A 19,584-nucleotide genomic window follows, 5' to 3' on the forward strand; every position below is an offset into this window, starting at 1 on the left:
ACCGGGCGAGGGCCGCCGCGCCGCCGCGCGCCGGGTCGACCAGGCGCGGGTCGACGACGTCGTAGCCGTGGTCCGAGCCGGTCGTGGCGCGCAGCAGCGGCGAGAGGTACGCCCACGAGACCCCGAGGTCGCGCAGGTACGGCACCACCTCGGCCGCCGCATCCAGGTCGAACGTCGGCCGGATCTGCAGGCGGTACGTGGATGCCGGCGGCCGCGTCATCGCGGGAGCTCGGACTTCGGCGCGGCTCCCGGCACCTCGTCGATCGCGCCCGTCAGCGCCTGCGCGAGCGAGGCGGCGACGGAGTGGTCGACCTCGGGCTCCGGCTCGGCGTGCTCGCAGAGCACCATGAGCGACTTGGGCTCGATGGGCAGCGTCTGGCCCGGCTCCACCGGCGTGGTGTTCGCCCGCTCGCCGGCCGTGTCGACCAGCACATCCCACTTCGGCGAGAAGTCGACGTCCGGCAGGGTGAAGTCGACCGGCTCGTCGCCCGCGTTGAACAGCACGACGAAGTGCATGTCGGTGATCGGCTCGCCGCGGCGGTCGCGCTCCCGGATGCCGTTGCCGTTGAGGAACACGCCGACGGCGCGGCCGAAGCCGGCGTCCCAGTCCTCCGGCTCCATGAGGGAGCCGTCCGGCCGCAGCCAGACGATGTCGGGCACGCTCATACCCTCCTCCAGCCGCACCGGGCGGCCGTTGAAGAACCGGCGGCGGCGGAACGTGGGGTGCTCGCGGCGCAGCCGCGCCAGCGCCGCGGTGAACTCGACCAGCGGGTGGTCGACGGCGTCCCAGTCGACCCAGGTGATCTCGTTGTCCTGCGCGTAGCCGTTGTTGTTGCCCTGCTGGGTGCGTCCCAGCTCGTCGCCGTGCAGCAGCATGGGCACGCCCTGGGACAGCAGCAGCGTGGCGATGAAGTTGCGCTGCTGCCGGGCGCGCAACGTCAGGATCGCCTTGTCGTCGGTGGGTCCCTCGGCGCCCCCGTTGAACGACCGGTTGTCGTCGGCGCCGTCGTGGCCGTCCTCCCCGTTCGCCTCGTTGTGCTTCTCGTTGTACGAGACGAGGTCGCGCAGGGTGAAGCCGTCGTGGGCGGTGACGAAGTTGATGGACGCGACCGGCCGGCGCCCGGAGTGCTCGTACAGGTCGGCGGACCCGGTCAGCCGCGAGGCGAACTCGCCGAGCGTCGCGGGCTCACCGCGCCAGAAGTCGCGCACGGTGTCGCGGAACCGGCCGTTCCACTCGGTCCACTGCGGCGGGAAGTTGCCCACCTGGTAGCCGCCGGGGCCGACGTCCCACGGCTCGGCGATGAGCTTGACCTGGCTGACCACCGGGTCCTGCTGCACGAGCTCGAAGAACGCCGCCAGCCGGTCGACCTCGTAGAACTCGCGGGCCAGGGTCGCCGCGAGGTCGAACCGGAAGCCGTCGACGTGCATCTCCAGCACCCAGTAGCGCAGCGAGTCCATGATCAGCTGCAGCGTGTGGGGGTTGCCGACGTTGAGGCTGTTCCCGGTGCCGGTGTAGTCGGTGTAGTAGCGCTTGTCGTTCTGCTCCAGCCGGTAGTAGGCCTCGTTGTCGATGCCGCGCATGCTCAGCGTCGGGCCCAGCTGGTTGCCCTCGGCGGTGTGGTTGTAGACGACATCCAGGATCACCTCGATGCCGGCGGAGTGCAGGGCCCGCACCATGCCCTTGAACTCCTGCACCTGCTGGCCGCGCTCGCCGGTCGAGGAGTACGTGTTCTGCGGCGCGAAGAAGGCGATCGTGTTGTAGCCCCAGTAGTTCGACAGGCCCTTCTCCTGCAGGGTCGAGTCGTTCACGAACTGATGCACCGGCATGAGCTCGATCGCGGTGACGCCGAGCTTGCGCAGGTGCTCGATGATCGCGGGGTGGGCGATGGCGCTGTAGGTGCCGCGGATCTCCTCCGGGACCGCCGGATGCCGCTCGGTCAGCCCTTTGACGTGGGCCTCGTAGATGAAGGTCTCGGAGTACGGCGTCTTCGGCTGGCGGTCGCCGCCCCAGTCGAAGAAGGGGTTGATGACGACGCCCTTCATCATGCGGGTGGCGGAGTCGTCGTCGTTGCGCGAGTCCGGCTCGCCGAATGTGTAGCCGAACACCTCCTGGCCCCACTCGACCTGGCCTTCGACGGCCTTCGCGTAGGGGTCGAGCAGCAGCTTGTTCGGGTTGAAGCGCTTGCCGGACGCCGGGTCGTACGGCCCGTGCACGCGGTAGCCGTAGCGCTGGCCCGGCCCGATGTTGGGCAGGTAGGCGTGCCAGACGAACGCGTCGACGTCGACGAGCTCGACCCGGGTCTCCTTGCCGCGGTCGCCGAAGAGGCAGAGCTCGACGCGCTCGGCACCCTCGCTGAACAACGCGAAGTTGGTGCCGTTTCCGTCGAAGGTGGCCCCCAGCGGGTAGGTCGATCCAGGCCAGGCTTGCACGCATTCCCCTTCGCCGGTATGGGATCCCACCCTAGTGGAGGACGCGGTCGCGGACGTGTCGAGTGGGCTCACCCGAAGAGCCTGCCCGCATCCGCGGCATCCGGGCCCGGCTTGACAGCGGCGGGGAATCGGGTCGCCGGGGATCTCAGGTGGCGCCGCGGGGCGGGTCGACCGCGAGGGCGACGTGCTCGTCGAGATAGCGCGCGAGCGGCATCAGCGCGCCGCGGGGGCTCCAGGCGACGAGCACGACGTCCTCGCGCATCACGAGCGGGGCGGATGCCGCCGACGCGGCCGGGCCGACGGCGACGGCGTCCAGGTCGATCTCGTGCCAGCCGATGTGCACGGCCTGCCCCTCGGCGAAGCCGCCGCGGAAGGCGGCCGCCGCGACCTCGGCGCGCTCGCGCTGGGACTCGGCGGCGAACCCGCGCCGCACCTCCTCGCGCGCGCGGACGATCTCGCCGGTGGCCAGCAGGGCGTCATCGGTCAGCAGCAGCACCCCGAGGTGCCACGCGGCGCCAGCGGGCCACAGGCGCGGGGCGCGGGAGATGCCGAGCACCTTCTTCGGCGCGCGCCACTGGCCGAGGGCCTCGCGGGGCACGTCGACGAGCCGGGCACGCGCGGCGGCCAGCATCCCGTCGATGTCCTCACGCACGCTCACCCCGCCCACGCTACCCGCGGCGGACTCGGAGGCTCCCGCCCGTCGGCGCGCGGCATCCGGTCCGAGGGTGCGCACAACTCAGGCAGAACGGCGGCGGGCACCCGGATTCCGAGGCGGCGGCCCCGGATCGCCTGAGTCATGCGCACAGGGGGCAGGGCGGTGCGTCAGCGGAGGGTGAGCGGGGACCACACGCCGGGGACGGGGAGGTCCGCGGCGCGCACGTCGACGGCGTCCGGCCCGACGGAGGCCGCGCACACCAGCAGCGAGAGCGTCGGATAGCCGTGCGGGGTGTTGTCGCGGATGATCGCGCGGTCGTCGAGCGGCCCGAGCTCGGCGCTGCGCGCGAGGACCGCGAGCCACGGCGCGTACCATTCCGGGCCGTCGACCGGAGCCGAGAGCCGGAAGTGCTCCAGCCAGTGGGTGATACGCGCCGTCGCCGGGTCGTCGACCTCGTCGTGCGCGATCATGTGCGTGCCCGGCGGGATCCGGACGATCCGGCGCGAGGCCCCGTCCCACGACACCACGCGTGCCGCGCCCGGGGAGACCTCGAGCAGGTTGAAGCCGCGCGTCGGCGGCTCCTCGCCCGGCGAACGGCCCGCCACGGAGTCCAGCGCGAGCACGCCGCGGGAGATCACGGCGTCCGCTGCGAGCTCGCCGCGATCGGCACGGTTCAGCAGCACCGCGAGCCGCCGCGTCGTCGGGTCGGCGGCCAGCCATGCTCCGCCCGCGCGGACGTCCTGCACGCCGACGACGCCGGGGCGCTCGGGCCACCACTCGCCCAGGGGCCGCCACGGCCGGGCCGGGTCCTCGTCACGGACGGCGAGCAGCCTCGCCGGCTCCGCCGCGGACGGCGGGACGTGGATGATGACGGTGCACATGGGCGGCGTGGAAGAATCGAGTCGTGTTCGTCGTGGTCGGGGTGACGGGCGGCATCGCCGCCTACAAGACGGTACATCTCGTGCGGGCGCTCATCGCCTCGGGGCACGAGGTGCACGTGGTGCCGACGGCGGACGCGCTGCGCTTCGTCGGCGTGCCCACCTGGGAGGCCATCAGCCGGCATCCGGTCACCACGACCGTGCACGAGGACGTCGCGACGGTGCGCCACGTGTCGCTCGGCCAGCGCGCCGACCTCGTGATCGTAGCCCCGGCCTCCGCGAACACGCTCGCGAAGATGGCTGCCGGCCTCGCCGAGGATCTGCTGGGCACGACCCTGCTGGCCACCACGGCGCCGGTCGTCGTCGCCCCCGCGATGCACACCGAGATGTGGCGGCATCCGGCCACCCGGGCGAACATCGCGACCCTCCGCGAGCGCGGAGTGCACGTCGTCGGCCCCGTCGACGGGCCGCTCACCGGCGGCGACTCCGGCCCGGGCCGCATGAGCGAGCCCGACGACATCGCGGCGTTCGCGCTGGGGCTGGCCGCGGCATCCACCGATCTGGACGGGCTGCGCGTCGTCGTCACCGCAGGCGGCACACGGGAGCCCCTCGACCCGGTGCGCTTCCTCGGCAACCGCTCCAGCGGCCGGCAGGGCGTCGCCCTCGCGCTCGCCGCCGCCGACCGCGGCGCCGAGGTCGCGCTGATCGCCGCGCACGTCGAGGGCGACGTGCTCGCACCCGCCGCCGGCCATCCGCGCATCGCCGTGACCGCGGCCGGCACCGCCCTCGAGCTGCAGCAGGCGGCGCAGGATGCCGCATCCGCCGACGTGATCGTCATGGCCGCGGCGGTCGCCGACTACCGGCCCGCCCGGCCCGCGGACGGCAAGCTGACGAAGGAGCAGAACGGCGACACGCTGCGCCTCGACCTCGTCGCGAACCCCGACATCGTCGCCGAGCTGGCGGCAGGGCGCCGCGAGGGTCAGACGATCGTCGCGTTCGCGGCGGAGACCGAGACCGGCGACGCGCTGCTCGCGCGAGCGCGCCGCAAACGCGAGCGCAAGGGCGTCGACCTGCTGGCGGTCAACGAGGTCGGCTGGGACCGCGGGTTCGAGGCCGCGGAGAACGAGCTGACCGTGATCGGGGCGGACGGCGCGATCGTCGCCCACGTCGCCGGCACCAAGCGCGCGGTCGCCGACGCGGTCTGGGACGCCGTTCTCGCCTCCCGCCGGACGTCGGGCACCGCCTCCGTGTCATAACTCCGCCTCGCGGCGGCGCGGAGACGCGACGGCCCGCGGGAATCCGCGGATGCTCGGCGGCGACGCGACCGATCAGGAGGAGTTGTGGCACACGAGTCGTTGTGACGTCCCGCCGCGGTGCGGTTGACTGACGCGTGGCAGAGGGGAGAAGGATGCCGCAGACCTCGACCGTGCGGGCCCGACGCGTGGCCGTCAGCGGCGCGTACGCCGCGCAGGGCCTCGGCTACGCCGCGGTGGTGACCGCGCTGCCGGCGATCAAGGAGCGCGTGGGCATCGACGACACCGTCGTGTCGTTGCTGCTGCTCGGGGTCTGTCTCGCGGCGGCCGCGGGCTCCCTCCTCGCCGACGCGATCGCGGTGCGCTGGGGCAGCCGGCAGGCGCTCGTGACGGGGTTCGCCGCGCAGGCGGTCGCCGTGGTGCTCATCGCCCTCTCGGCGTGGTTCGGACTGCTGGTGGTCGCCGTCGCCCTCTACGGCGTGGGTCTCGGGGCGGTGGATGCGAGCTCGAACATGCAGGGCGCGCTCGTGCAGCGACGATACGACCGCCCGATCTTCGGGCAGCTGTACGCCGCCTACACCGCCGCGGCGATCGTGGCGACGGTGGCCACGGCCGGCATCCTGGCGGTCGGCGGTCCCGCACCGCTGACGCCGATCCTCGCCGCGGTGCTCATCGCGGCGGTCGCCGTGTGGGGCGTGCGCGGCTTCGACCCCGAGCGCGCGGCCCGGCAGGTCGACGACGACGCCGCCACGCGGGTGCCGCTGCCGCGGCGGGCGGTCTGGGCCGTCGGGGCGTTCGTGTTCGCCGCGTTCGTGGTGGATGCCGCGGTCTCGAGCTGGAGCACGATCTACCTCGCCGATGGCCTGTCCGCCGCGCCCGGCCTCACCCCGCTCGGCTACGGCGCGTACCTGGCGGCCGTGCTGCTGGCACGCCTGGGGGCGGATGCGGCGGTCCGCCGGTTCGGCCGGGTGCGCGTCGGGCTGTCCGCGACGGTCGTGGTCGCCGTCGGGGCGGTCCTCGTCGCGGCCCTCCCGGCTCCCGGAGCGGCGATCGCGGGGTTCGCGCTCATGAGCGCCGCGGCGGGAGCCCTGGTGCCGATCGCGTTCAGCCGGGCCGGCGAGCTGCTGCCGGAGCGCAGCGACGAGATCATCGCCCGCGTCAACCTGTTCAACTACGCCGGGGCCGTGGTCGGCGCGGTCGTGCTCGGCCTCGTGGCGGCGGGCCCCGCGCTCGGACCGGCGTTCCTCGTCCCCGCGATCGTGCTCGTGCTGGTCGCGCCGCTGCTGCCCGTGCTCCGGCGCTGAGGCAGCATCCCGGCGCCGGCTACGTGTCCGCGCGGCCGAGCACCGCGTCGAGCAGCCCGGGGAAGCGCGCATCCAGGTCGTCGCGTCGCAGCGTCAGCATCCGATTGCGCCCGTTGGGCTCATTGCGGATGACGCCGGCCTCACGCAGCACCTTGAGGCGATGCGACTTCGTGGCCTTGGGCATCGACGGGTCCCACGGCACGCAGGCGGCGACGTCGAGCGACCCGTCGCGCAGCTGCCGGGCGATCTCGAGGCGGCCCGGGTCGCTGAGCGCGAACAGCACCTGCGTGAGCTCGATCGCGTCACGGTCGGGATGCACCATCTCCGTGCCCATGGTTCGACAATACTTGAACTGATCTCGATCGGCGCGTACCGTCTCCTCTGTTCGATGTTCTTGGAACCGAAGGGACGGACATGTCACGGCGCCGATTCGGGTTCGCGACGACCGCGGCCGCGGCCATCGCGATGATGGCCGGGGCCAGCGCCCCCTCGCCGTTCTACCCGACCTTCCAGGAGGACCTCGGGCTGTCCGCCGCGGGCATCACGGTCGCGTTCGCGGTCTACGCGGTCGTGCTGCTGGCCGCCCTGCTCGTGGTCGGCTCGATCTCGGACCACGTCGGTCGTCGCCCGGTGCTCAGCGTCGGGCTCGTGCTGTTGGCGGTCGGCGTGCTGCTGCTGTGGGATGCCGGTTCGGTCACGGTGCTGCTCACCGCCCGCGGTCTGCAGGGCCTGGCCAGCGGCCTGCTGCTGTCGGCGCTGTCGGCGACGATCACGGACTTCGCGCCGCCGACGCGGCCGCAGGCGGCGGCCGTGCTCAACGCCGTCGCGCCGATGATCGGGTTGGCCGCCGGGGCGCTGTTCGCCGGGCTGATGCTGGAGGTGAGCCCGGCACCGGCCTCGGCGGTCTTCCTGCCGCTCGCGGCCGTCTACCTCGTCCTGGCCGCGCTGGTGTGTGTCGCGCCCGAGACCTCGACGCGGATGCCGGGCTGGCAGCGGGCGCTGCGACCGCGGATCGCGGTGCCGCCGGCGGCGCGCGGGCCGTTCCTGCGCGCCGTGCCGGTGATCGTGGCGGGCTGGGCGACGGGCGGGCTGTTCCTCTCGCTGGGAGCGAGCATCGTCCGGGTCCAGCTCCACACCGACGACCACCTCGCAGAAGCCGTCGTGATCGGCGTGCTGCCGGCGACCGGCGCCGTCGCGGTGCTGCTGCTGCGTCGACGGCCGCCGCGTGTCGCGGTCGTCTTCGGCGCGGCGACGCTCGCCGTCGGCACCGCGCTGTCGCTGCTGGCGCTGGCGAACGGATCGTTCGTCGGCTACCTGCTCGCGGTGATCGTGGTCGGATCCGGGTTCGGCACCGCGTTCATGGGCACGGTCGGCATCCTCGCACCGCTCGCGCAGGTGCACGAGCGGGCGGAGCTGTTCGCCGCGATCTACACCGTGTCGTACCTGGCGTTCGGTGTGCCGGCGGTGGTCGCCGGGTGCCTGACGTCGGCGCTGGGGCTGAACACGACCGTGCTCTGCTACGGCGCGGCGGTCACGGTGTTCGCCGCGACCGCGGCGGTGCTCAGCATCCGAGCCGGACACCCCGCGCCACACGCACCGGCGTCGCAGGATCGCACCTCGGTCGCAGGATCCGGCGGGAACTCTGCGACATCGGCGTGATCCTGCGACCGTGACGACCGGATGCGCGAGCGCCTCAGGCCCCGACGTACTCGGCGAGGTGTTGGCCGGTCAGCGTCGACCGGTCGGCGACGAGGCCGGCGGGGGTGCCCTCGAACACGATCCGGCCGCCGTCGTGGCCCGCGCCCGGCCCGAGGTCGATGATCCAGTCGGCGTGCGCCATGACGGCCTGGTGGTGCTCGATCACGATGACGGAGGCTCCGCCGTCGACGAGCCGGTCGAGCAGGCCGAGCAGCTGGTCGACGTCGGCGAGGTGGAGGCCCGTCGTCGGCTCGTCGAGCACGTAGACGCTGCCGGTGCCCGCCATCTGCACCGCCAGCTTCAGCCGCTGCCGCTCGCCGCCGGACAGCGTCGTCAGCGGCTGCCCGAGCGAGACGTAGCCGAGCCCGACGTCGGCGAGCCGCTCGAGGATCGCCAGCGCCGCGGGGATGCGGGCCTGGCCCGCGGCGAAGAACTCCCGCGCCTCGGCGACCGGCATGGCGAGCACCTCGCTGATGTCCTTGCCGCCCAGGCGGTATTCCCGCACCGAGTCCGCGAACCTCCGGCCCTCGCACACCTCGCAGACCGTGGTCACCGTCGCGAGCGGGCCCAGCTCGGTGAAGACCACCCCCGCGCCGTTGCAGTTGGGGCACGCGCCCTCGGAGTTCGCGCTGAACAGCGCCGGCTTCACGCCGTTCGCCTTCGCGAACGCCTTGCGGACGGGCTCCAGCAGACCGGTGTAGGTCGCGGGGTTGCTGCGGCGCGACCCCTTGATCGGCGCCTGGTCGACCGTGATGACATCCGCGCGGGGCGACACCGAGCCGTGGACGAGCGAGCTCTTGCCCGAGCCCGCGACGCCGGTGACGACCGTGAGCACGCCGAGCGGGATGTCGACGTCGACGTCCCGCAGGTTGTTCTCGGCGGCGCCGCGCACGGCCAGCACGCCGGAGGCGGTGCGCACCGCGTCCTTCAACCGGACGCGGTCGTCCAGGTGACGGCCGGTGAGCGTGCCGCTGCGGCGGAGATCGGCGACCGTGCCCTCGAAGCGCACCTCGCCGCCGTCCACCCCGGCGCCGGGGCCCAGGTCCACGATGTGGTCGGCGATCTGGATGGTCTCGGGCTTGTGCTCGACGACCAGCACGGTGTTGCCCTTGTCGCGCAGCTGGAGCAGCAGCGTGTTCATGCGCTGGATGTCGTGCGGGTGCAGCCCCACGGTCGGCTCGTCGAACACGTAGGTGACGTCGGTGAGCGCGGAGCCCAGGTGCCGGATGAGCTTGGTGCGCTGCGCCTCGCCGCCCGACAGGGTGCCGCTGGCACGGTCGAGCGAGAGGTAGCCGAGGCCGATGCCGACGAAGGAGTCGAGCGTCTGGCGCAGCGAGCCCAGCAGCGGGGCGAGCTGCGGCTCGTCGAGGCCCCGCACCCATTCGGCCAGGTCGCTGATCTGCATGGCGCAGGCCTCGGCGATGCTCACATCGCCGATCCTCGAGGCCCGCGCGTGCTCCGCCAGGCGGGTGCCGCCGCAGTCCGGGCACACGCCGAACGTGACGGCGCGTTCGACGAACGCGCGGATGTGCGGCTGCATCGCCTCCGGGTCCTTCGACAGCATGGACTTCTGGATCTTCGGCACCAGCCCCTCGTAGGTCAGGTTGATGCCGCCGATCCTGAGCTTCGTCGGCTCCTTGTAGAGGAAGTCGTCGCGCTCGCGCTTCGTGTAGTCGCGGATCGGCTTGCGCGCGTCCAGCAGCCCGGACTCGGCGAAGATCCGCACCTGCCAGCCGTCCGCCGTGTATCCCGGGATCGTGATCGCGCCGTCCGCGAGGGATTTCGCGTCGTCGAACAGCTCGGCGAGGTCGATGTCGTTGACCCGCCCCATGCCCTCGCAGCGCGGGCACATGCCGCCCACCTGGGTGAAGCTCGCCCGCTCGGCCTTCTGCCGACCGCCCTTCTCGACGGTGATGGCGCCGTGCCCGGTCACCGAGGGCACGTTGAACGAGTACGCCTGCGGGCCTCCCGCGTGCGGCACGCCGAGCCGGCTGAACAGGATGCGCAGGAACGCGTTCGCGTCCGTGACGGTGCCGACCGTGGAGCGCGGGTTCGCCCCGATGCGCTCCTGGTCGACGATGATCGCGGTGGTCAGCCCCTCCAGCCGATCGACGTCGGGCCGCGCGAGGGTCGGCATGAACCCCTGCACGAAGGCGCTGTAGGTCTCGTTGATCATCCGCTGCGACTCGGCGGCGATCGTGCCGAACACGAGTGAGCTCTTGCCCGAGCCGCTCACCCCGGTGAACACGGTCAGGCGTCGCTTCGGGATGTCGACGGACACGCCCTTGAGGTTGTTCTCGTGCGCGCCCTGCACGCGGATGACGTCGTGCGCGTCGGCGGGGTGGTCGGGCATGGCGGTCCTCTCCTGGGCTCGGTCGATCACACCACGAACGGCGCGGCCGCGCGAGGCGGCACCGCGGCGCCGACGGCGGCATCCGTCGTCGCAGGATGGCGCCATCGTCGCAGGATCCGGCGGGAATTCTGCGACATCCGCGGGATTCTGCGACCGCCGGACCCCGGAGAGGGCCACACGCGGGGGGTCACGACCCCGGCGGTCACGCCCCGCCGTCGACAGGCGTGCCGGCGATGCTCTCGGCGGCGAAGTCGAGCACGGCCCGCAGCATCCGTTCCCGGCTCGCGAGCCGACGGTACTCGTGCCCCTCCCCGGGAAGCTCCAGGTAGGTGACGGGCCGCCCCCGCCGGCTCAGCGCGGCGACGACCTGCCGCGCCTCGCCCACCGGCACGTTGGTGTCGTGCTCGCCGTGCACGACGAGCAGCGGCACGGCGACGGCGTCGATCGCCCGCATCGGCGACAGCTCGCGCAGCAGCGCACGGTCGCGGTGCGGGTGACCGTACTTCGGGTACGCGGCCGCCGCGATCCACGGCTCGCTGTTCCGGTAGAAGGTGCGCAGGTCGCTCATCCCGCACACGTCGATGCCGGCGCAGAAGACCCCGGGCGAGAAGGCGAGCATCGCCAGCGTCAGGTACCCGCCGTAGGACCTGCCGCCGACCGCGATCCGCTCCGCCGGCGCGACCCCGAGAGCCACGAGGTGTCGGGCGGCGGCGCGCACGTCGCCGAAGACGGCCGGCCGGCGCTCGCGTTCGTCGGCGTGCACGAACTCGCGCCCGAACCCGGACGAGCCGCGCACGTTCAGCGCGAACACGCAGATCCCGGATGCCGCCAGCGCCTGATGCTGGGCGGAGTAGCCGGGCCGCTCCTGCGACTCCGGCCCGCCGTGCAGCCACACCAGCGCGGAACCGGTCGACGCGTCCGGGGACGGACGGTACAGCCACCCCGTGATCTCGCGGCCGTCCTCGCTGCGGAAGCCCTCGAGCGTCGGTTCGATCAGCTCGTGCGCCGGCTCGGGAGGCGCCGCGGAGACCGGCCTCCAGGCGAAGGTGGCGAGGTCGCACCGCCAGATCCGGCGGGGATGCCGCGGACTCTCGACCGTGACGAAGACGCTCTGCCCGTCGCGGCTGAGCACGGCGTCGGCGGCCACCGAGCCCGGCAGGCCGCGGATGGGCGTGCGTGCCCCGGATTCGGTGTCGAGGAGCTCCATCTCGGTGCGCCCGGCGACGTTCCACACCAGCAGCAGGGTGCGCCCCTCGTCGTCGGCGTCGATCTCCTCCAGCTCGGCGTCGTCCCGGGCGGCGAGCGGCTGCGCCTCCTGCTGCTCCGCCGACGGCCCGAGCGGGACCGCGAGCAGCTGCGATCGGGGCCGCCCGACATCGGTCACGAGGTAGGCCATGAGCGGGGCCGGGTGGGTGGCCGGCGCGCGGCGGAGGATGCCGGACTCGGTCGTCCCGGTCGCCGCAGGCGAGGTCAGCACCCGGCCGGTGTCGGCCAGGCGGTCCACGGCCACACAGAAGTGCCGGCCGCGCTCGCCGTCGCGCAGGAGCACCACCCGCTCCTCGACCGAGACGTCGAGGACGTGGATGAGCGCGCCGGAGGAGAGCGGGTGCAGGGCGCCGGTGACGGGGTCGGCGAGATAGGACGCGGTGAGGTCGCCGACGCCCGCCGGCGGGATCGTCACGACCACGCGATGCCCGCTGCGCGTCCACGGTCCCAGCTCGGCGTGCAGCTGCGGCGTGCCCGCGATCGCGCGCGCGTCCGTGCCGTCGGGGCGCACCACCCACACCTGCTGCCGCACCCCGCCGCCCGGAGCGACCGCGCACGCGAGCCATGCCCCGTCCGCCGACCACGACACCCCGACCACCGGGTCGTCGGTGAACGTGATCTCGTACGGGTCCGCCGCGCTGTCGCCGACCTCCTGCACCCAGACGGACGGCACCCCGCTGCGGTCGCTGAGGTACGCGACCCGGTCGCCGGCGGCGGTCATCGTGGGGCTCCAGCTGCCCCAGGCGCCGACGAGCGCCTCGACGTGCGGCGATGCGACCGTCATCTGCCCGTGTGCTCCTGCAGCCACATCTCCAGCAGTGCGAGCTGCCACAGCGCGTTGGAGCCGAGCGTGGTGCGGGTGGTGTTGGGGTCGGCGAGCATCCGCTCCACCGTCTCCGGCACGAACAGGCCGCGCTCGCGGGCGGCCGGATCGGTCAGCGCGTCGCGCACCCGCTGCAGGTAGGGTCCCTCCAGCTGGCGGATCGCGGGCACCGGGAAGTAGCCCTTGGTGCGGTCGATGACCTCGTCCGGCACGACGCCCCGCGCCGCGCGCTTGAGCACGCCCTTGCCGCCGTCGGCGAGCTTGAGCTCAGGGGGGATGCGGCCGACCAGCTCCACGAACTCGTGGTCGAGGAACGGCACCCTCGCCTCCAGCCCCCACGCCATCGTCATGTTGTCGACCCGCTTGACGGGGTCGTCGACCAGCATCACGGTCGTGTCGTTGCGCAGCGCGGCATCCACCGCGGTCTGGGCGCCCGGCCGGGCGAACGCGTCGGCGATGAAGGCCGTCGGCACGTCGGCGTCGACGATCCAGTCGGGCGCCAGGACCTCGCCCATCGCCGGCCAGCGGCGGTCGAAGAACACCCGCGCGTAGTGCTCGACCGCGTCGGCGCGCGGCACGGCCGCCAGCGGCGGGTACCAGTCGTACCCGCCGAGCACCTCGTCCGCGCCCTGACCGGACTGCACGACCTTCACCGACCGGGACACCTCCTGGCTGAGCAGGTAGAACGCGACGCAGTCGTGGCTGACCATGGGCTCGCTCATGGCTGCGACGGTGCCGTCGATGGCGGGCAGCAGTCGGTCGGAGGGGATCGGGATGCGGTGATGCGCCGTGCCGAAGCGCTCGGCGACCAGCGTCGAGTACTCGAACTCGTCGCCGGACTCGCCGCCGGCCGACTCGAACCCGATGCTGAAGGTCTGCAGGTCGGTCTGTCCGGCCTCGGCGAGCAGCGCGACGACCAGGCTCGAGTCGATGCCGCCCGACAGCAGCACCCCGACCGGCACGTCGGCGACCATCCGGCGCTCCACCGCGGTGCGGAGCGAGGCGAGCACCTGCTCCTGCCACTCCTCGTCGCCGCGCACGTCCGGGTCCCGGGTGAAGTCGGCCCGCCAGTACTCCCACTGCCGGCCGCCGCCGTCGGGCTCGACGACGCGCATGGTCGCGGGCGGCAGCTTGCGCACCCCGGCGAGGATCGTGCGCGGAGCCGGCACGACCGAATGGAAGGTCATGTAGCACGCCAGCGCCTCCCGGTCGATGGCGGTGTCGACGCCGCCGCCTGCCAGGAGCGCAGGAAGCGTGGAGGCGAACCGCAGGCGCTCGGCGTCCTCTGTGAGGTAGAGCGGCTTGATGCCGAGCCGGTCGCGCACGAGCACGACGCGCCCCGAGGCGTGCTCGGCGATGACGATCGCGAACATGCCGAGCAGGTGGTCGACGAACGCGGTGCCCCACTGCGCGTACGCCTTGCCGATGACCTCGGTGTCGGAGGTGGAGAAGAAGCGATGACCGGCGCGCTCGAGCTCGGCGCGCAGCTGCCGGTAGTTGTAGATGCAGCCGTTGAACACGGTCGTGAGGCCGAGGGCGCTGTCGACCATCGGCTGCGCGCCTGCGGGCGTGAGGTCGATGATCTCGAGCCTGCGGTGACCGAGCGCGACGGGTCCGCGCCCCCAGACGCCCTCGCCGTCGGGGCCGCGATGGACCAGGCATCCGGTCATCCGCGCGACCGCCGCGACGTCCGCGACCCTGCCGTCGAAGCGCACCTCGCCCGCGAGTCCGCACATCAGTCGTCTCCTTCGGCCGTGAGGATCCAGGTGTCCTTCGCCCCGCCGCCGGCGGAGGAGTTCACGATCATGCTGGTCGCCGGCGCCATCCGGGTCAGCCCCAGAGGCGCGAGATGCACGTCCTCGCGCCCGGTGCCGGTGACGAAGGCGAACACCCGCAGGTCCACGCGTCGGGGCTCCAGCTCGGCGGCGGTCCAGGTGGGATGGCTCGAGAGCCGCACGGTCTCCTGGGCGATCCAGCCGGCCGGGTCCGCCATGATCGTCGCGCGGCGTTCGGCGACGAGGCTGGCCGGCGCGACGGGGCCGATGAGCACCCCCTGGCCGCCCTGCCCGTCGACCGGCTTGGTCACGAGCTCGCCGAGCCGCTCGATGACCGCCGACCGCTCGCCGGGATCGCTCAGCCGATACGTCGGCACGGGCTCGAGCAGCGGGTGCTCGTCGAGGTAGAACCGGATCAGCTCGGGGACCACGACGTACATCGCCTTGTCGTCGGCGACCCCGGTGCCCGGGACGTTGACGAGCACGACGCCGCCCGCCGCCGCGACGTCGAGGATCCGCTCGCCGATCCGCGCGCCCGCCGCGTCGACGGTGTCGCGCAGCTCCCGGTCCAGCCGGAGATAGAGCACGCCCAGCGGCTCCCCCGCCGCGTCCGTCACCCAGCCGTGGGTGACGCGCACCTCGTCGACGGTCAGCAGCTCCAGGCCGGCGCCGGCGGCGAGTCGCCGATGCTCGTACCAGGCGGAGCTGCCCGGCCCCGCCGACAGCAGCGCGATGCGCGCGCCGTCGGGGGCGCCGTGCTGCAGCGTGCGGCGCAGCAGCGGGAACACGTCCGTCGGGTCCGCCAGCCCTGCCGGTCGCGGCGCGTCCGGCAGCACGGCGTCGATGAGCTCGCGTGCGGCGAGGGCGAAGGCCATGCCGCTGGGCGAGCGCACATTGTCCTCGAGCACGCGCCACCCGCCGAGCTCGTCGCGCACCAGGTCGAATCCCATGATCGGGGCGCGCGTCGCATCGGGCGGCAGCGCCGGGGCGTCGCGGAGCCACGCGCCGGTGCGCTCGAGGTCGGCCTCGGTCACGATGCCCGAGCGCAGCACCCGTCCCTCGCCGTACACGTCGCGCAGGAAGGCCTCGATCGCCCGGGCCCGCTGCGAGACGCCCGCCTGGATGCGCTTCCAGTCGTGCCGCGGGACCACCCGGGGCATGAGGTCGACCTCGAACCGCGAGTGGTCGCCGGCCACGCCGAAGGTCAGCTCCGCCGACTCGGACCATTCGTCGCGCGCCGTGATGCGCTCGCGCCGGCCCACCGGACCCAGCGAACGGTAGTGGTCCACGAGCTCACGGTAGGCGGGGCGGGTGCGCGAGGCCGGCCCGACCGCTTCGTCGCCGGCGCGGACGTGGTACTTCCGCAGGGCCGGCGACTCCACGACGGGTCCGGACGCCGGGCCGCGCGTCTCGGCCAGCACCAGGTCGACGACGTCCTCGAGCCTGCCCCGCTCCGCGAACGCGGCGCGCTGCCGGTCGGCGGAGTTGCCGCGGGCGAAGAGGGCGTCGACGAGGTGCTCGACCTCGGTCGCGTCGCCCAGCGCCTCCAGATCCGGGCGGAGCCGCTCGACGAGGGCGCGCACGGCCGTCTGGGCGCGCACCGGCCGCGGCCGTTCCTCGCCGTCCAGCAGGTAGCCGCTGAGGCCCGACCGTGCCGCCTGCCACATCGCGGCTCGGTGGATCGGGGGCCGCGGGGGCGTCCAGGGCTCCCCGGCCGCGATGTCGCGAGCCGCCTGCCGCACCGCCGCACGGTAGACGCCCGCGATCAGCACCGCGTCGTCGACGATGGGGCACGCGTCCAGCACCCGCAGCTCGAGAGTGGGCTCGTGGGAGGAGGGGCGCACGTCGAAGTACGCCATCTTCTCGTCGGCGATGACGCCGCTGCGGATGAGGTCGGTCAGCAGCGCGGCGTACTCCGCGGCGTCGTCCAGATGGCCGGTCGCGCCGGCGCTCGGCCAGCGCTGCCAGATGATCGAGCGGATGCTGGCATAGCCGGTGTCGGAGCCGCTCAGGTAGGGCGAGCTCGCCGCCATCGCGCACAGCACCGGGAGGTCGCGCGCGATCCGCTGCATGATGCGCACCGCCAGGTCCCGATCGGACACGCCGACGTGGATCTGGGTCCCGCAGATGAGCTGCTCGTCCACCAGGAGCCGATAGCGGTCCTGCATGCGCGCGTAGCGCCCCGAGGTGGAGAGCTCGAAGTCGGCGAAGTCGGACAGCGGCGCCGTCCCGACCGCCGCCGGCGCCAGCTCCTCCTCCTCGGCGGCCGCCAGCAGCGCCCGCCGCCGGTCGAGCAGCTGCGCCCGCAGGCCGCCGAGGGTGGTCACCACGTCGGTGGTGAACTCCACCGTCGTGCGCTGGATCTCGGCCGTGAAGGACTCCGACGGCAGGTGCGCCAGCACCTGGGGCGCCCGCGCCGAGAGTCGCCGGCTGACCGGATCGACCAGGTGCAGCTCCTCCTCGGCGCCGAGCGTGAGCTCCACCCCGCGCGGCACGTCGGTCTCGGCGGCCGTCCGTCCGCGCCTCGGTTCCGCTCCTGGCTCCACCGCACCACTCCGCTCCGCAGGTCTCACTGTCGGTCTCGCACGTGGCGCTCTGCGGTGCCGCACATGCCACGGTACGTCGGCTGCCTATGAGTGTGAAGAGCACTTGATTCCGTGCGGCGAAAGGTCTACACCTCGACGGGGGCGACCAGGTCGTCCCGCAGGTAGCGGGCGTACCCGCCCGGGGTGCGCCCGCGCTGACGGCCGCTCGTGCGCACCCACGCGTCGTCGGTGGCGACCAGCACGGCACCGGCGCGACGCGCCGCCTCGACCAGCCTCACGTCCTCGTGCTCCGGGATCGGGGCGAAACCGCCGGCCGCGTCCAGGGCCGAGGCGCGGATGCCGAGGTTGGCGCCGTGCACGTGCCCGTTCGCGACGCCCGGCGTGTAGCGCCGCCACCACGCCGCCGCGCGCGCCTCGTCGAGGTCGCGGAAATCCGGGCGCACCGTGCCGACGGCGACGTCCGCGCCGGCATCCGCGAGCCGCACCTGGTGCACCAGCCAGTGCGGCGGCACCACCGAGTCCGCGTCGGTGTGCGCGGTCCAGATCCGGCCCGGAGGGATGCCGCGCATGCTCCGGAGGGCGGCCGCCGTGCCGGCCGCGCGCGCGAGACCGACGCACCCGGCATCGAGCCGCACGATCGGCAGGCCGGCCGCCTCGGCGATCGACGCGGAGTCGTCGGTGCAGGCGTCCAGCACGACCCAGGCCCCGGCGCGGACGTCGGGTCGCGCCGCGGCCAGCGCGCTCAGCGCGGCGGTCACGGCGGCGAGGCTCTCGCCGAGCAGCTCCTCCTCGTCGTGCACCGGGACGACGACGGCGACCGCCCCGATCATGGGGTGAGCCCCGCGCCGGCGGCGACCGAGGGCATACCCGGGCGGACGAACACGTCGAGCAGGAAGTCCTCCTCCACATGACGTGCCAGCCGGACCCATTCCGCCCGTCCCGCGATGGCGGTGTGCACGTCGTCTCCGGTCAGCGGTGCGCCGGGGATCGGATGCCGCCAGTGGCAGGCGACGAGCACGCCGTCCTCGTCGACGCTGACGTCGATGCGGTCGAGCGCGGCGGCGAGCTGCGCCGCGCTCCAGTAGTACGCCAGCTCGGACAGCACGACGAGGTCGGCGTCTCCCGCCGGCCACTGCGCGGGCAGGTCGGCCTGCAGCCATTCCACCCCGGGCAGGTCACGCGCCGCGGCCCGCTGCAGCGCCGTCGCCGACGCGTCGACGGCGGTCACGTGACGAGCGCGCTCCGCGAGCACCCGCGTGGTCTCGCCGCCCGCGCAGCCGAGCTCGATCACGCGCCGGAACTCCTCCCGCGGCAGCGACGCGAGCAGCAGCGACCGCTTGCGTCGCTCGTACCAGCGCGTCCCCAGGCCCCATGGATCGGCGTGCCGGGCGTGGAAGGCCTCGAAGTCCGCCGGCGCGGGGCCGGCGGACCCGGGCGGGACGATGAACACCTCGAACGGGCGCGCGAAGTGGGCGAGCGTGTCGGCGTGCAGCATCGGGACGCCGTCGGAGGTGCTCGCGTGCAGCTGGCTCGCGTGCTCGGCGACGGCGTCCGCCTTCGCCGAGCACACCGGGTCGGGCAGCGCCAGCAGCCGCCAGTCGGTCGGATCGACGGCATCCGGCTCGGCCCAGTGCCACATCCAGATCGGGTATCCCACGACCTGCACGCCCGCGCCGGCCAGCGACACCGCGATCTCGCCGAGCACCCGGTGGTCGCGGTGCCCGTCGCCCCACCACGGCGCGGCGACCAGCACGCGGCCCGGGTCGGCGGAGCGCACCACGCCGGCGACCGCGTCGGCGACCCGCTGCCGGTGCTCTCGCACGGCGCCGTCGGGGATCCCGAGGAAGCTCAGCCGGGCTGCCGGGGCGAGCCGGTGCACCGCCCGCACCAGTTCCTCCCGGCGCCGGCGGGCCAGCTGGGAGGGTTCGCTGATCTCGGGGTGCGAGCGCTCGCCGTCGGTGACCGCCACGACGTCCACGTCGATGCCGCGGGCCGCCGCCGTCGCGATCAGGCCACCCGCGCCGAGGCTCTCGTCGTCGGGGTGCGCGGCGAGCACCACGACCCGCTCGACCCCGAGATCCAGGGGCTGCGCGTCGCGCCAGGGCTCGGCATCCTGCCAGCGGGCCTCGGGGGTGCCGGGCTCGCGGTGGTCGAAGGCGATGCTCATCATGCACTGACTCCGTGTCCCAGTTCGATGCGGTTGATGTCCCAGTTCGGCGCGGTATGGCGGGCGAATTCCGCGCCGAAGTGGGACATGGATGCGGCCGGCACGACGCTCATACGTCCTCCCCCGCGCGTCGGCCGAGCCGGGCCAGGTCGTGGTCGGCGTGGTCCTGCCGCAGGTAGAGCCCGAGGTCGGCGACCCGGCGCGCGTGGGCCGCGTCGGTCGCGAACGGTCCCGGGCCGAGTCCCGCCTCCTCCTCCCGCAGCACCAGCCGGACGCCGGCGGCGACCACGGCACGCACCCGCGCGGCGAGCAGCGCGGCCTCGCGTCCGCTCACCCCGGCGTCCACGCGACGGGCGGCCTCGGCCAGCACGACGGATGCCGACCAGTCGGCGGCGTCCGCGCGGCCCGCGTGCGCGGCGGCCAGCGGGTCGTCCCC

General features: G+C 73.7%; 14 protein-coding genes and 1 pseudogene. 3 read left to right on the plus strand and 12 right to left on the minus strand.

Annotation, left to right across the window (positions count from 1 at the left end):
• From QM626_RS14325 to QM626_RS14340, 4 genes are all read right to left on the minus strand, one after another.
• Nucleotides 1–220: alpha-amylase family glycosyl hydrolase (locus QM626_RS14325; RefSeq protein ID WP_415077640.1), on the minus strand; the 220-nt coding region annotated here is incomplete at its 3' end.
• Complete coding sequence (gene glgX, locus QM626_RS14330) at nt 217–2,430, minus strand: glycogen debranching protein GlgX (protein ID WP_415077641.1); 2,214 nt, start codon at nt 2,428–2,430, stop codon at nt 217–219. The genes glgX and QM626_RS14325, both read right to left, overlap by 4 nt.
• Before the next feature lie 145 nt (nt 2,431–2,575).
• Entirely contained in the window at nt 2,576–3,088 is a 513-nt protein-coding gene (locus QM626_RS14335; RefSeq protein ID WP_415077642.1) for a glutaminase, read from the minus strand.
• 164 nt (nt 3,089–3,252) lie between these two features.
• On the minus strand, nt 3,253–3,966 hold the full coding sequence (locus tag QM626_RS14340; protein ID WP_415077643.1) for an NRDE family protein: 714 nt from the start codon (nt 3,964–3,966) through the stop codon (nt 3,253–3,255).
• 23 nt (nt 3,967–3,989) lie between these two features.
• Between QM626_RS14340 and coaBC the strand changes: the two genes are divergently transcribed.
• Together coaBC and QM626_RS14350 are read left to right on the plus strand one after the other, a co-directional pair.
• Nucleotides 3,990–5,219, plus strand: coding sequence for a bifunctional phosphopantothenoylcysteine decarboxylase/phosphopantothenate--cysteine ligase CoaBC (coaBC, locus tag QM626_RS14345; RefSeq protein ID WP_415077644.1), 1,230 nt, complete (start codon nt 3,990–3,992; stop codon nt 5,217–5,219).
• 152 nt (nt 5,220–5,371) lie between these two features.
• Nucleotides 5,372–6,520 (plus strand): MFS transporter, encoded by a 1,149-nt coding sequence (locus QM626_RS14350; RefSeq protein ID WP_415077645.1) that lies wholly within the window; start codon nt 5,372–5,374, stop codon nt 6,518–6,520.
• Nucleotides 6,521–6,539: 19 nt separating this feature from the next.
• Here the strand turns inward: QM626_RS14350 and QM626_RS14355 are convergent, their stop codons facing one another.
• Nucleotides 6,540–6,854: an ArsR/SmtB family transcription factor gene (locus QM626_RS14355; protein WP_415077646.1), complete on the minus strand. Its 315-nt coding sequence runs from the start codon at nt 6,852–6,854 to the stop codon at nt 6,540–6,542.
• An 80-nt stretch (nt 6,855–6,934) separates the two neighbouring features.
• Between QM626_RS14355 and QM626_RS14360 the strand changes: the two genes are divergently transcribed.
• On the plus strand, nt 6,935–8,179 hold the full coding sequence (locus QM626_RS14360) for an MFS transporter (protein ID WP_415077647.1): 1,245 nt from the start codon (nt 6,935–6,937) through the stop codon (nt 8,177–8,179).
• A gap of 34 nt (nt 8,180–8,213) precedes the next feature.
• Here the strand turns inward: QM626_RS14360 and QM626_RS14365 are convergent, their stop codons facing one another.
• The 7 genes and pseudogenes from QM626_RS14365 to QM626_RS14395 form a co-directional block, all read right to left on the minus strand.
• Nucleotides 8,214–10,571 carry an ATP-binding cassette domain-containing protein gene (locus QM626_RS14365; RefSeq protein ID WP_415077648.1) on the minus strand — a complete coding sequence of 786 codons (2,358 nt, stop codon included), beginning with the start codon at nt 10,569–10,571 and terminating at the stop codon, nt 8,214–8,216.
• A gap of 202 nt (nt 10,572–10,773) precedes the next feature.
• Nucleotides 10,774–12,621 (minus strand): S9 family peptidase, encoded by a 1,848-nt coding sequence (locus QM626_RS14370; RefSeq protein ID WP_415077649.1) that lies wholly within the window; start codon nt 12,619–12,621, stop codon nt 10,774–10,776.
• Nucleotides 12,618–14,396 carry an N-acetylglutaminylglutamine amidotransferase gene (locus tag QM626_RS14375; RefSeq protein ID WP_415077650.1) on the minus strand — a complete coding sequence of 593 codons (1,779 nt, stop codon included), beginning with the start codon at nt 14,394–14,396 and terminating at the stop codon, nt 12,618–12,620. Before QM626_RS14375 ends, QM626_RS14370 begins: the two co-directional genes overlap by 4 nt.
• Nucleotides 14,396–16,930, minus strand: a complete 2,535-nt coding sequence (locus QM626_RS14380; RefSeq protein ID WP_415077651.1) for a glutamate--cysteine ligase — start codon at nt 16,928–16,930, stop codon at nt 14,396–14,398. The genes QM626_RS14375 and QM626_RS14380 overlap by 1 nt, the downstream gene beginning before the upstream one ends.
• Nucleotides 16,931–17,106: 176 nt before the next feature.
• Nucleotides 17,107–17,811 carry a glycosyltransferase gene (locus QM626_RS14385; protein WP_415077652.1) on the minus strand — a complete coding sequence of 235 codons (705 nt, stop codon included), beginning with the start codon at nt 17,809–17,811 and terminating at the stop codon, nt 17,107–17,109.
• Nucleotides 17,808–19,151, minus strand: coding sequence for a PIG-L family deacetylase (locus QM626_RS14390; protein WP_415077653.1), 1,344 nt, complete (start codon nt 19,149–19,151; stop codon nt 17,808–17,810). The genes QM626_RS14385 and QM626_RS14390 overlap by 4 nt, the downstream gene beginning before the upstream one ends.
• Nucleotides 19,152–19,257: 106 nt before the next feature.
• A pseudogene (locus QM626_RS14395) lies at nt 19,258–19,584 on the minus strand (acyl-CoA dehydrogenase); the annotation flags it as partial.

The sequence above is a fragment of the Microbacterium sp. genome (genome assembly GCF_047606385.1).
Classification (GTDB): domain Bacteria; phylum Actinomycetota; class Actinomycetes; order Actinomycetales; family Microbacteriaceae; genus Microbacterium.

Excerpts from the sequence above, each read along its gene's own strand:
- QM626_RS14375 (WP_415077650.1), bottom strand. The coding sequence starts at position 14,396 with ATGTGCGGACTCGCGGGCGAGGTGCGCTTCGACGGCAGGGTCGCGGAC.
- QM626_RS14355 (WP_415077646.1), bottom strand. The coding sequence starts at position 6,854 with ATGGGCACGGAGATGGTGCATCCCGACCGTGACGCGATCGAGCTCACG.
- QM626_RS14350 (WP_415077645.1), top strand. The coding sequence starts at position 5,372 with ATGCCGCAGACCTCGACCGTGCGGGCCCGACGCGTGGCCGTCAGCGGC.
- QM626_RS14385 (WP_415077652.1), bottom strand. The coding sequence starts at position 17,811 with ATGATCGGGGCGGTCGCCGTCGTCGTCCCGGTGCACGACGAGGAGGAG.
- QM626_RS14365 (WP_415077648.1), bottom strand. The coding sequence starts at position 10,571 with ATGCCCGACCACCCCGCCGACGCGCACGACGTCATCCGCGTGCAGGGC.
- QM626_RS14340 (WP_415077643.1), bottom strand. The coding sequence starts at position 3,966 with ATGTGCACCGTCATCATCCACGTCCCGCCGTCCGCGGCGGAGCCGGCG.
- QM626_RS14360 (WP_415077647.1), top strand. The coding sequence starts at position 6,935 with ATGTCACGGCGCCGATTCGGGTTCGCGACGACCGCGGCCGCGGCCATC.
- QM626_RS14390 (WP_415077653.1), bottom strand. The coding sequence starts at position 19,151 with ATGATGAGCATCGCCTTCGACCACCGCGAGCCCGGCACCCCCGAGGCC.
- QM626_RS14370 (WP_415077649.1), bottom strand. The coding sequence starts at position 12,621 with ATGACGGTCGCATCGCCGCACGTCGAGGCGCTCGTCGGCGCCTGGGGC.